Source organism: Roseburia sp. AF15-21 (assembly GCF_003479505.1).
Taxonomy (GTDB): Bacteria; Bacillota; Clostridia; order Lachnospirales; family Lachnospiraceae; genus Roseburia_C; species Roseburia_C amylophila.
Map to the genome: position 1 here is coordinate 12,496 of NZ_QUHG01000007.1, position 13,449 is coordinate 25,944.

Annotated in this window: 9 protein-coding genes; all 9 read right to left on the reverse strand. The window is 40.5% G+C overall.

Translation table 11 applies throughout. From position 1 onward, the window contains the following. Positions 1-10: 10 nt before the first annotated feature. The 9 genes from DWW33_RS10515 to DWW33_RS10555 all read right to left on the reverse strand — a co-directional run bounded on the left by DWW33_RS10515 (position 11) and on the right by DWW33_RS10555 (position 13,404). Positions 11-2,131 (reverse strand): SulP family inorganic anion transporter, encoded by a 2,121-nt coding sequence (locus tag DWW33_RS10515; protein ID WP_118639467.1) that lies wholly within the window; start codon positions 2,129-2,131, stop codon positions 11-13. Positions 2,132-2,305: 174 nt separating this feature from the next. Further along, complete coding sequence (locus DWW33_RS10520) at positions 2,306-4,207, reverse strand: NPXTG-anchored protein (protein WP_118639468.1); 1,902 nt, start codon at positions 4,205-4,207, stop codon at positions 2,306-2,308. 309 nt (positions 4,208-4,516) lie between these two features. Beyond that, a complete protein-coding gene (locus tag DWW33_RS10525) occupies positions 4,517-5,059 on the reverse strand; it encodes an ECF transporter S component (RefSeq protein ID WP_118639469.1) in 543 nt (180 codons plus the stop codon). 127 nt (positions 5,060-5,186) lie between these two features. Beyond that, positions 5,187-7,118: a [Fe-Fe] hydrogenase large subunit C-terminal domain-containing protein gene (locus DWW33_RS16165; protein WP_118639470.1), complete on the reverse strand. Its 1,932-nt coding sequence runs from the start codon at positions 7,116-7,118 to the stop codon at positions 5,187-5,189. 216 nt (positions 7,119-7,334) lie between these two features. Further along, a complete protein-coding gene (locus DWW33_RS10535; protein ID WP_117698234.1) occupies positions 7,335-7,910 on the reverse strand; it encodes a DUF6553 family protein in 576 nt (191 codons plus the stop codon). A gap of 18 nt (positions 7,911-7,928) precedes the next feature. Next, positions 7,929-8,966 (reverse strand): galactose ABC transporter substrate-binding protein, encoded by a 1,038-nt coding sequence (locus DWW33_RS10540; RefSeq protein WP_117698235.1) that lies wholly within the window; start codon positions 8,964-8,966, stop codon positions 7,929-7,931. Further along, entirely contained in the window at positions 8,959-9,924 is a 966-nt protein-coding gene (locus DWW33_RS10545) for a substrate-binding domain-containing protein (protein ID WP_117698236.1), read from the reverse strand. The genes DWW33_RS10540 and DWW33_RS10545 overlap by 8 nt, the downstream gene beginning before the upstream one ends. Continuing rightward, a complete protein-coding gene (locus DWW33_RS10550; protein ID WP_330408306.1) occupies positions 9,911-11,791 on the reverse strand; it encodes a cache domain-containing sensor histidine kinase in 1,881 nt (626 codons plus the stop codon). Before DWW33_RS10550 ends, DWW33_RS10545 begins: the two co-directional genes overlap by 14 nt. A gap of 14 nt (positions 11,792-11,805) precedes the next feature. Then, a complete protein-coding gene (locus DWW33_RS10555) occupies positions 11,806-13,404 on the reverse strand; it encodes a response regulator (RefSeq protein ID WP_117698265.1) in 1,599 nt (532 codons plus the stop codon). Positions 13,405-13,449: the final 45 nt, after the last annotated feature.

Here is a 13,449-nt window from a genome sequence, read left to right on the forward strand (position 1 = left end):
CTCTGCCTAATTAAATCTTTCCTGAAGTCCGTTTTTCCCTTAAGTCCTCTACCAGTGCATAAACCTCCGGTCTCCGTTCCTTCAGATGTTCGTCTAACGCATGCCGGCGTTCTTTAAAGCGCTCTGCCAGTTCCGGATGTTCCTTTGCAATACGCTCATGTACTTCCCGTCGATGTTCCTCTAACCGCATAGCCAGCGTTCTTTCATCTTTACCGGAAATATTAACAATCTCTTTCAAATGCTCCTCTAAATGCTCCAGCCACTCATCTTCGTCCAGTTCTTCCATATGGGACCAGCTTCCATGTAACAGCTTTTCCACATCTCCTGTCTTTTTCAGCTGTTCTATCTGTGCCACAATCTGCCGCTCTATAGCATCTTCAGTTTCCGAACCAAATGCCCAGACAAATTCCTGCACCCGGTTATCCGCCCTCTTTCTTGAGGCACTGCGCTGTTTATTGTCTACACCGCCCTCCAGCGGATAAGGACGTTCATAACCCATATCCTTTAAAGCAATATGTATTGTTCTTCTTGCGCTGCCCTCTTCTATGATGTGTCCCAGACCAAGCTTTCGCATCTGTTCATTCAAATCTGCAATATGTTCTGTAATATAAAAACAGATACCACGTTTCTTAAGACCCTGATACAGCATTTCCAACTGATCCGCCGCTGTAATGTCCATGGAGCCGATAGCACTGGCATCTAAAATGACTGCCTTCGTATCCTCTTTTATATTGTCTTCAATGTCCCGCTTTAACATCTGCACATTAGCAAAAAAGAGATTACTGCTGAACCGGTATATCAGAACACCTTCTATCGCATGTATCTGATGACTTTCTTTTAAATCCCGGAAATGGCGATGTCCCGGCTGGATTCCAAGAAAACATCTTGATGGCTTGGCAGTACGGATAATCATCTCAGTAAAGGAAAGTATAATGCCAATCAAAACGCCATTGATGGTTCCAAGCATCAGCACGCCAAAGAATGCTCCTAAGAAAATGAAGAATTCTGTACGGCTGACCTTCAACAATCTTGCAGCAAGCTCAAATTCCGTTGCCCCAAGTAATGCAGAAATTACAATTGCCGTCAGCATCGGAATCGGAAGATAGCCGACAAATCCGGTTCCGCAAAGCAGCAATACCAGCATGGATAAACCGGCTATGATTCCGGTCAGCTGTGTCTTACTCTGATACTGTTCTCCCATTGCAGTTCTTGAAACAGAGCCATTAATAGGACAGCAGCCTGTAAATGCTGCCAGGAAATTTCCCATGGAGAATGCAAAAATTTCCTGATTATCATTAATTCGATATCCATTCTTCTGTGCGAAATTATTTTCTGCCAGAAGCGTTTCTGCCATAATGACCACTGCCACCGAAAGGCTGATAGTTACTACCTCTTTCATCGGAAGCATGCGGATATCCGGAATCACAAACTGTGGAAGTCCCGGTTCTACTGCAGACAGCGTCTGGATTCCCCATTCCCTCACCGGAAAAAATTTTGTCATTACTGCTCCTGCTGCCATTAAAAGCACTGCCATTGGAAATTTCGGCATTACTTTCTTTGATACAAGAAGTATCAGAAGGGAAATGCCGCCTAAAATCAGTGATGGCAGATTCACCTTCGTCTGCCCGATATGCTCCACCAGCTCAATGAGTTCTCCAACGCCGGCGGTACCGCCCATTAACTTTGGTACCTGCATCAGAATAATCGTGGTGCAGATTCCGGTAATAAATCCACCCATAACCGGTGCCGAAATATAGTTCACCAGTTTTCCTGCTTTCATAAAATAAAACGCCAATAACCAGACTGCCACAAAGAAAGTAAGTACCGGCACTGCTGCAATTGCTTCACTGCTTCCACTCTCAATACCAAGTCCCACCAGTGCCGAACCGATTAAGGCTGCCGGTGCCGCATCTACGCCAAAAATAAACTGTGGTGAAGTCGAACACAGTGCAAATATCAGAATTGGGAAAATGGAACCATACAGACCATAGACTGCCGGAAGTCCTGCAATCTGTGCATAACCCATAGCTATCGGAATGGAAACTGCCATAATAATAATACCGGCCAGAATATCCTTTGGAAGATTTTTCTTATCATATTTACGAATGGTAGCTGCAAGTTGTATGCGCATATTATCGCTTCTTTCTACTATATTATTTTTTATTATACGGCAAATAAGATGATTGTACAATTCTTTTGGCAGCAGAAAGGACAGGCTCTTTATCCGTGCCTGTCCTTTCTGTTCTGGTTGTTCTAATTATTCTGTTCTGTTTATTCCATTCTGATTATTCTTTTTTATTTCTGATTATTCATTTTCAGTTGCTTTCTTTCTTCTGAAAACAAACATTCCTCCACAACCTGCTGCAATCAATGTCATACAAACTGCAATTGCAGAATTATCACCTGTCTTTGGTTTACCGGATGTCTTTACGGTTGGCTGGCTATTTGCTGTTGTTGATGCATTTGCTGCTGTTCCAGCCGCACCACCGGAAGCTGTACTGTCACTTTCAGAAGTTGTACCGCCATTTCCGGATGTTGTACCACCATTTCCTGTGGCAGCCGTATCTGCCAGCTTTTCTGTGGTAATAAGATAAGTAGAGCAATGATTCTGTTTTACGGTCAGATATCCTTCTGAATCTACTACTCCCGCATCAATATTTAAAATCGTTCCATTGTCAAATAACCGGCTGTAATATAATGTCTTTCCGGCATACCGGGTTCCCACAAAAATACGAATCTGTGCTTCTGCCGGAAGCTGACCGGAATAATTATACTTAATCTGTTCAATGAAAATATTCTTATTTACTGCATTTGGAAGCGTGCCCAGCTCACTGTAATCTTTTACAATCTTTACTCCAAAATCATAGCTGGAAACATTATCAACGGCTGACATGGTTCCTTTTCCAAAGGTAAAGGAAAGCTCATCATTGGATTTGATAACAATGTCCTTTGTCTGATTCTCTGCCAATATCTGCCGGAATCCATTGTCGGAAATAACGGTATCTCCATCTGTTACATCCACTACGCCATTCACTACAACCTGCTTCGGTGTAAAGGAAATCACATCCGCCCCGGAATATACATTGTAAACATTCTCTACTTCTTTTCCTTCAAATTCATAACCAGCCGGTAAGGTATCTTCCGCAAGCGCCATGTTTTCTACAAGCTCTTTCATAACCGGATGTGCTGCGTCCATAAGATATCTGGTTTCCTGTGTATTATAATCCGTATAACTCATAAGAATCGGACAAAGAATCCGGTAAGAATTACCAGCCTCATAATAGGTTCCTCTATAAATAAAGGTGTCTCCCGTATCCTGTTTCTTTACCAGACAGGCATCACTTCCTCCACTTGCCATCGTAGTGGAATAATAAGCTGCTATCTCTCCATTTGCTGTATATGCCGAAATATCCGTAAGCTTATCTTCTACAGTTATTGCTACCTCTGCACCCAGCGTAGTGCATTCCTGCAATTTTTCAATCCGGTAGGTCTTATTTCCGGACATATCGGTTACTTCTGTTATAACAAACCGGCCTTCTTCTCCGGTTTTTGTATACACATCACTCTGGACCGGACTGATATCAGTTCCAAAATAACCACCATATACCTGAATCATTTCAAAAGGATGCTCTGCCTGCATCTTCATGTCATTAACCTGTCCCTTTGCCACAATCGGTGATGACATATAATTCCAGGATGAACCAAACGGACATCCGTCAGTTCCACGATATACCGTTACTGTACTGTCCCCGGAAACCGTCAGCAGCGACTTGCCGCCTTCTGCAAATAATTCAATACCATCCGGGTTCTTTCTGTTTTCATTGACGGTAAGGCTTCCGGAACCGCAGATTGTCAGGGAGCCGCCCCAGCCGCCATGCCAGATTCCAAGATTCTGCAGCTTATTACTGCCTACCAGATTCAATTTAAAATCGTCTCCCATCATGTTGGTATAAAGTGCAACATCCGGATGGTCATAATTGGTTAAGGTCAGCGTATTGCTTGCCTGGTCATAAGACGCTCCGTCCACTGTATTTTTCTCATTGGTGGAAAATACAACCGTATCATTCAATTGAATATTGGCAAATGCAAACTCTCCTTCCATGCATGGTCCATTTGATGCCTGCACCGGAATCATGGACGGAACCATCATCAGGGATGCTGCCAGTGCCACTGCACCAATACATTTTAAAGCACGTTTCATTTTCATAAATCTATCCTTCCTTTCTTCGTATTATAAAAACACTATAAGGAAAACGATAGATTCTGTGCAGTCTACATCCGTTTCAAAATATGAGAAATTTATCTCACCCAGCTTTTTGGGGCAGAATTTCAATCTACAAAACCCGCACCAATAGCTGCCGGCAGCTTTTTACGGGTACCCGGCAACTACGAGAAACACGCTTTGCAAGTTTTTCCAATTATCGCATAACCAAAAATCCCCCGAAACAGATTTGGGTTATTATTAACCGCCTGCTCCGGGGGATTCCATTTTTATTTTTATTCTGTTCGTACTCTACTAATCCTGCTTGCCTAATGAAGTCTTTCTTAATGCTGCCGCAATAATAAATGCATACACTCCACCAATCAGTGCGGTAACTACCTGGGTAAATGAGAACTGAAGCTGCAATACCTTTAACATTGGTGCCATTTTCTCCGGAAGCATATTTGGTAAAATAATCAGGGAAATTACAACTCCCATAAATAATCCTTTTAAGATAGAACCGATTACAATAGAAACCGGGAATCCTGCTTTACTACCAAGCTTCCCCTTAAGCAACGCTATACAAAGCACCAGAATGGCATTTCCTGCCATAATGCATGGAAACATTGCCGGAATGGCTGCCATTACCGGGCTTCCGGTAATAAAGAATGCAGTAACCGGTGTAATAATACTTAAAATAATTCCGCATGCCAGTCCCGCATACAATACAGTTAAGATTAATGCTGCATTGATAACTGGTCCTGTTATGTATACACTTAAGTTCTTAAAGAACTGACTTGCAATACAGATTGCAAGCATAATTGCAGTAACTGTAATTTGTCTGGTTTTCATTTTCATGATGTCTTTCTCCTCCTGTGCATCTATATTCGTAGGAACTGACCGGTTCCATACCAACGCAATCATACTCCAATGAAAGCTAGAATGCAACCGGATGATTTCTCATCTGCGATTCTGTAAACCATTTTTATAATTGTTCCAGTGTGCTCTTTACACTATTTGCGGCACTTAAAATCACATTGGACGATGCTGCAATCTCCTCCGTTGCTGCGGCAAGATTCTGAATCCGGTTGCCGGTATCATTTACAACATTTGCCAGCTCGTCCGCATCTTTGATAATCTCCGCAATGGATTCTTTTACCTTTGCCTGACTCTCTGTACTCCGGGATGCCGTATCCTTGGAATTCATGGCCAGTTTATTTATCTCATCCGCAACTACTGCAAAACCTCTTCCCGCCTCTCCTGCACGGGCTGCTTCGATATTGGCATTCAATGCCAGAAGGTTAGTCTGTGCAGCAATGGAGACTACTTCCTGATTATTCTCTGCCATAGATTCCAACAGCATATCAATCTCCTGCATTCTGCCAGTCAGCTTCTCACAGAATTCAGACACATTACCAATTTCCTCTGATACTGCACTGCATTCCGTCGCATTACTTTCGTTTCCATTCACCATATCATCCACAGAATCATAGAGTGATACAAACAAGTCATTGACTGTCTCCACCGTTGTTTTAATATTCTCCTGCTGTTTCTCCACTGCATCTTTTTCTGCCTTGATTTCATCAGCAAGTTCTAATGCTCTCTTCTTCTCTTCCTCTACGGTATCCTTTACAAAATGAATACAATTTTCCTTCTTATTGAAGCCATTATAAATAGCCAATGCCATCTTTTCACAGCTTTCATAGCCACAGCATTCACAGTCAATGCATCTTGCTTCCTTAGTCTTCTTGCCCATCTCATCATAAATCTGATTCAGTTCCTCTGTAGACGGAAGTTTATAATTACACTCTTCGGAGCAGTCTGTATATTTTCTAAGATAATTCTCCAGTTTTAATTTTGAGAACTGCTTATTTAATTTTGCAAGCCGCTGTGCCGGAGTCAGTTTCCTTGACCATGCACTGTTCTTCGTATTCTTCTTACAGTTCTCCTGTATCTGATGGATATTATATAAAGCTTTATCTGTTCCTGCAATTTCCTCTTCAACACCGGTTCCGTAAATACAACCCATTCCACAGTTTAATGCGTCAATGAATAATTCTTTATTCATGCCCTTTGCAATTTCTTCCTTATGCTCCTCTAAATAACGATATGTGTGTTTCTCTCCTTCTATCTGGCGTATATATACATCGTCCCCTAAGAACCAGTATACATTTTCCTTCAAGCCACCCGGCATCGGATAGATGGAACCAAGTCCATATTCAATTTCATCACTGGCAAATGTGCCTGATATATTATGTTCTCTTACATATTTCATCAAATGGTCAAATGTCACATTATACGATACATAGCCTTCTGTATCCGGGTTATGAATCTCTGACCATTTTGCAACACACGGACTGATAAATGCCAGTTTATCTGTAATTCCCATCTCCTGCTTTGCATAAATTGCGCTGCACATCATCGGACTGTGTACCGGGAATAACTTTGGAAGAAGCTCCGGTAAGTAGTGTTCAATATATCCCACAATTGCCGGACATGGCTGGGAAATTCCACCGGTAAAGTTGTATTTCTTTACATAATTAAGATATCCCCAGGTTGTAATGTCTGCACCGAAAGATACACTGATTATACGGTTCACTCCAAGATTCTTTAATCCTCCCAATACCCTCTCATAATCTTCAGGATAGTTTGCCTTGAACGCCGGAGCTAATAGTATGGATATTTTCTCACCTTTTGCAAGGTCTGCAAAGAATTGCTCCGTATCATCTTCAAACTCTCTTGCACCATGCTTGCAGGCATCCATACATGCACCACAGCCAATACACCTTGCCGGATCTACCTGAATCCGCTCTGTTCCATCTTCTTCTGTTACTGCCACACATGCCCCCGGACAAGGACACACGCGAATACATTTGTTACACCCAATACAGTTGTCATTGGTAAAAACCAGACTCATTTCAAGCACCACCCTTTACTTATATTCATAAGCTACCTTTTTTCAATTTCAACAAATAATATCTCATATTTGTCTATTCGTTAATAATATTATTTCTTAATAAAATTGTCAAATTTTCATGTTTTTATATGATATATTCTTACGATTTCCCGCAATTTTCGACACTTTTTGAACAAGAAATAGCCCTTGCCTCTATTGTCCAACAGAAGTCTGTTGCTATTTCATCAGAAAATGCTCCCGCTCAGGGTATTGCTGCCGGAATGCTTCCAACGCAGCTTTCTGCAAAACTGCAAATTCCCTGTCCATATGAAATTTATGTGGCATTGTAAATGCAATTGCACTTATCTGCTCTGCTATTTTTTTAGCAATTCCTTCCTCTGACAGCTGTCCCATTCCAAATACGAAAGAGGTGAAACCTCTTCCCTTTTTACTCACATCCATAAATGTAAGAAACGTATTCTTTAATTCTGCCTGAAGTATCTCCTGTTCCACCCGGCTTCGGTTCTCTGCATCCAGAAGATATAACCCATTTATGATTTCAACTGCCTGTTTCTTCCGCTGTCCCGAAAAATCTACTCCGGTACTTTCCGAAAGATATTTCATCTGCATCAGATAACCAATAAAGGTATCCTCTTTCTTTTTCTTCTTTCCATATCGAGCATATAAAAGCTGCTCCCGGAAAGTATCTCCTTCTGCTTGTTCCGTACACCCGTGCTTCTGCCATAGTTCCATTCTTTTTCCAGCATTAACTTCCTGATAAAAATCATTCAGCCACTTTGAATCTTCCTGCATAATATTTCCTCTTCGTCACTATTTTATAAAATCTTCAACATTACTGATGTCAACTTTACGATACTGGGATACATAGTATTTTTCTTCCTGCAGGCTTTGTACTTCCTGATTCTTTCCATCATAAATGTCCACTGCAAGCCTTGCCATTTCTCCAGCCTGGTCTTCCTTGTCATTATATACGGTTCCCTGCATGGTTCCATTCTGTATTGCCTCTAATGCATCTTCCAATCCGTCAATACCAAATATAATCGGCCACTCCTGCCGGTTATAACCGGCATCTTTATAAGCTTCAATTGCCCCTAATGCCATTTCATCATTGTTGGAAATAACCATCTCCACTTCGGTCCCATACTGACTGATAATCTGATTCATTCTATTTTCCGCCTGTCCCCTGTTCCAGTCTGCAAACAGGTAGCTCAGTTTTTCCAGATTGATTCCCTGTTCTATCAGTGTCTTTACCGAACTGTCTGTACGGCTGATGGCATCCTGATGTCCAGCCTCTCCCTCCAGTAAAATATACTGAATTCTCCCATCCTGATTCCTGTCAACCTCAGGATGATTCTTTATGTAATCTGCTGCAATTTCTCCCTGCATCTCGCCGGACTGTTTTGCCTCACATCCTACATAGTATAGTTGATTCCACTGCGACAAATCCTCCGGAACCGGTTCTCTGTTAAAGAAAATGACAGGGATATCATTCTGTCTTGCCAGTCTGATAACGGTTGTCGGATCCGTCCGGTCAACCAGATTTACACATAAAATATCACACCCGGCATCTATCATTTCTTCGACAATTTCATTCTGGGCTTTCTGATCATTATCTGCACTTCTGACAGATGTTATAATCTTCCGTTCTTCTGTTTCCCGCTTCTTTAACTCTTCCTTCAGTTCATCCACCGTGGCGTTGATAAACGGGTCATCATGCGTATAGGTAACTACACTCACCCTCAGTGTATTTTCTATCCGCTTTGTCTTCTGATTGCATCCGGGCAGCACCAGTATCAGTATTATCAGTGTTACCGTAACCGCCATTGTCCTTCTTCTTGTTCTACTCATATGAATACAAAAACCTTTCCAGATCTTTTGAATACAAATCTTCTTTATTGATTATTCTGACTTCTGTTTCACAACTGTTCATTTTGTAAAAGGAATGCCTTAGCTTTTTTGCAATCTCATTCATACTCTTATACCCCGTCTCATAATCATCTGGTACGACAAGACATTCTATATTCTGATTATCTAATAACACAATTGCTTTTTCACTGCTTCCAACTCCATAAATCTTTGCACCGTGATACTTATTTTCTTCTGCAGCCTCACCCACTTCTTCTAATGCCCAATTGTCCAGTATTACCAGATAATCTACCTGTTTCTTAGATGCAATAATCTCACTGGTGTTCTGGTTTCCCCTGGCATAATTGTACTCCCAGGAAATTTCACAACCACTTCCCTCCAGTCCATCTTTTAACCCTGCAATTCTGTTCACATTTTCCTCTGTCTCTGCCTTTCCAAGAATGACACCGATTTTTTTATTCTCCAGTTGTTCTTCATCATCCTGTATTAACCGCTCCGCAAGCATCTGACCAATCTTATAATTATCCGGTTTTACCGTTGCATAACCAGATGGCTCTTCTGCGTAGGTATCCTCATTAATCAGTATAAACGGTTTCTCCCCCTGCAGCCGGTTTAGCATAGTCTTTGTTTCTTTTCCCGGAGCCGGACAGATTACAAATGCATCTACATTATTCTGCAGTTGTTCATTAATCAGTTCTTCTTCATCCTCCATGCTTTCAATTAAATCTGTATTACAAATGATCAGATGCAGATTATTATTTTCCGCAGACTGTTTTAACCCATTCAGCAATGCATCCCATCTCTTATCTCCGGAATCTTCCACAATAACCGCAACTCTTTTCATAGACTCATTATCTGAAAAAATCCTGATTATAAAAAATGCAGCCAGTACAATAAGCATCAGTTCTGTGAGGATAAAGGTAATCTTATTTTTTTTCATCTTCTACCCTCTCTCTTTTTCTGTTCTGATTTTCAAGTTCTCCACGTTTTTCCTCTGAATAAGGAATTGCCGGGATATGTATTACAGCCTTTGTTCCTTCATCCGGCTCACTGTAAATTTTTAATCCATATTCTTTGCCAAACATCAGTTGTATTCTGGTATGCACATTGATAAGCCCAACTCCCGAACCATGCTTTGGAACTTTTTCACTATTTGTCAGAAGATTATCAACCACTTCCTGGCTCATGCCCATTCCATTGTCCTCTACTGACAGGAAAATATCATTCCCTTTCTGCTCACCGCGGACAATAATTTTGCCACCCTCATCTTCATCCATATTTCCTACTCCATAATAAATTGCATTTTCAAGCAATGGCTGTACTACCAGTTTTACAGTACAGCATTCCTCTACGTTTTTATCAATCAGAAATTCCACCTGAAAACGGTCTTTATAACGAATCTGCTGTATGTTCATATAACTTTTGCTATGTTGTAATTCTTCCGAAATCCTTATCACTGTCTTTCCTTTTGAAAGACTGATGCGAAGCAGTTTTGCCAGTTCCGAAATCATAAAAACAGCTTCTTCATTCTTATTTGCCTCTACCATCCAGGTGATGGATTCCAGTGTATTATAAAGAAAATGTGGATTAATCTGGCTTTGCAGTGCATCCATTTCACTTTTTCTCCGCTTATTCTGCTGCCGGATAATTTCTTCCATCAATTGTTCTATCTGCTTATATGAATTTTGGACAGAATATGCCAGATGCCTTATCTCTGAAGCACCCCCTATATATATTTCAGTCTTTTCTCCTGTTTCATAAGACTTTACGGATTCATCCAATTTCAAAATCGGTTTCGAAATCTTTCTTGCCATAATTTTATTCACAACAAAAAGCATCATCAGAAGAATAATTGCCGTGGCAATTATATAATACCGGAACTTATTAATGCTTGCCGTCTGTACCCCCTCCGGTACAACTCCTACCAGTTTCCATCCGGTATAAGATAGACTGTTCACAACTATATTACTTTTTACCCCATTCACAGAAATCTCATATGTACCATCTGCATAACCGGCAGCCGTACTGCTATCTTCTGTAAAAAATCCCCTGTCTATTTCTGCTTTTCTTGGGTGATAAAGAATTTCCCCATCATCTGTACATAAATAATAATACGTCTCTCCCGCTGCTTCATTCAGGTTATCTAAAACCTCTTCTATCATGGAATACTTCATATCAACCAGCAATACTCCACTGTCCGGAGTGTCACCATGATTCATATCCACAAGACTGCTTAAAGACACCACCCAGTTATATTGATATGTCTCATTCTCAAACAAATCCTGTATATGGGGTGTTGATATATGTATATTTTCTATCTCATCTATAGCGCTTTTATACCAGTCCTGCTCTGTTACTTTCTGATTCTTTTCTCTGGTAGCTACTGGTTCTGCTGCAATAATTTTCCCATCACTGTCATAAAGGGCCATACTCTGCAGCTTATCATTATTTACTTCATACAACAGACTGAACTGCCTGCTGAATTCCTGGTCAGAAATATCATATTCCTGTACGATATTATAATTAACAGCATTACAAATCTGTCTCATATTCCGCAATTCATTATTTACCTGATCCACTGTACTCTCTATCCGGCTTTCTGCATTGGAAATTGCGGTTTCTTTTACTGACATTTTAAAACGGCTATAAATCAGTAATCCCATAACTATTGTTGTAACAATGGTCATGGCAGAAAGAACTGTCATAAGCAGTGACTGTATATCCATCCAGGCTGAAATATTCTGCATCATATTTTGAATTGTATTCCTTTTTTCGTGCTTTTTCTTTCTGTTTTTTTTCTGATCCATACCTCTCCATATTCCTATTCTGGTGATTTTCTGTATTTTGACGGAGATACTCCAAATTTCTTTTTAAACACATAACTGAAGTAATTTGCGTCCAGATACCCTACTTTTTCTCCAATTTCATAACTTTTATTATTGGTTTCTACAATAAGCCTGACTGCGACATCCATCCGGTAATCCGTCAGATATGTAATAAAGGATTTCCCAGTTTCTTTTTTAAATATCGTTGAAAAATACGAATTGGATACACCAAGCACTGAGCATACCGTATCCAGGGAAAAATCAGGTTCCATATAACGCTCTGCCACAACATTCTTTGCATCTGTAATCAGCCGCCTTGAAGTATTATTTCTTGCACTTTTCAGTTTTTCACTAATTGCCACTGCTGCTTTTTTCATCCACTTCATCAGAGTTGCTTTATCCAGTTCCGGCACCTTTTCATAGAGATTTTCTTTTTCTTCAAAGAAATCATTAAAGTCCATAAAATTATTGGCGCAGAACCGGTAAAAAGCACCTACCATCTCCATAACTGATAAATGATACTGATTTACTGTGGCAGCACTTTTATGAAGTTTTTCCACTTCCCTCTCTACTGCTGACTCAATGTCTTTTACATTTCCAAGATAAATCGTTTTAAACAACTCATGCATTTTCGTATCTTCTGACTGTACGGCTACCGTCTGCTCCCGTGGAACTACTTCCGCAATATTTATAGCCCTTGCAGTTCCATAAAGAACCCGGTAGGATACTGCTTTTCTTGCACCTTCATAAGAATTACTGATATTCAAAAGACTATCGCAATATCTTCCAACACCGGCCGTTACAACTGCACCAATCACACGGTTCGCCCATCTGCAGAATCTATCGCAAAAATCTGTCAGTTCTGTTGCCTTATCTTCTGAATCAAGCGATACTATCAAAACTGTATTCCCAAGATACATAAATTCCTGACAGTTGAGTTCTGATGCAATCCTTTCCTTTATTTCATGCTCGACAGACATGGATAACAACAATGGATTCATTCCTTCCGGCACATGGTGCTCTGAAGTATGAAATACCACGCTGCAATAATAGGGTCCCTCCAGTGGAATCTGATAGGCAGATAAAAATTTCTCATATTCTGTCTCATTTACCCTGCCTTCAATTAACGAAACAAAAAAATTCGTCCTTAGCACCGGAAGTGCATCCTGGAAATAATTTTGCAGTTTTTTAACATTTAATTTTTCTTCTCTTTCCCGGTTTAAAGTCTCTTTCAATCTTTCCATGCAGTCAGATAATTCAACTGCATTTACCGGCTTTAACATATATTCTTCAATTTCCAGATGTACTGCCTCTTTGGCATATTCAAATTCATCAAATCCTGTAAAAATAATAATATGTATATTTGGATAATCATTATTTAACTTCTGCGCCAGTTCCAGGCCATTCATATAAGGCATTTTTATATCGGTTATCACAACATCCGGCTGTATATTTTCTACCAGTTCCAGGGCTTTCACTCCATTGGTTGCACTGCCTGACACCTCAAAGCCCAGTCCATCCCAGTCCATCTTATGCTCCATTGCCTGGATTGCTTCTATTTCATCATCAACTAAAATCACTTTATACTTTTCCATATGACGTTCCTCTTTCAGCATGTTCAGCTCTTTCTTCTCCTGCTC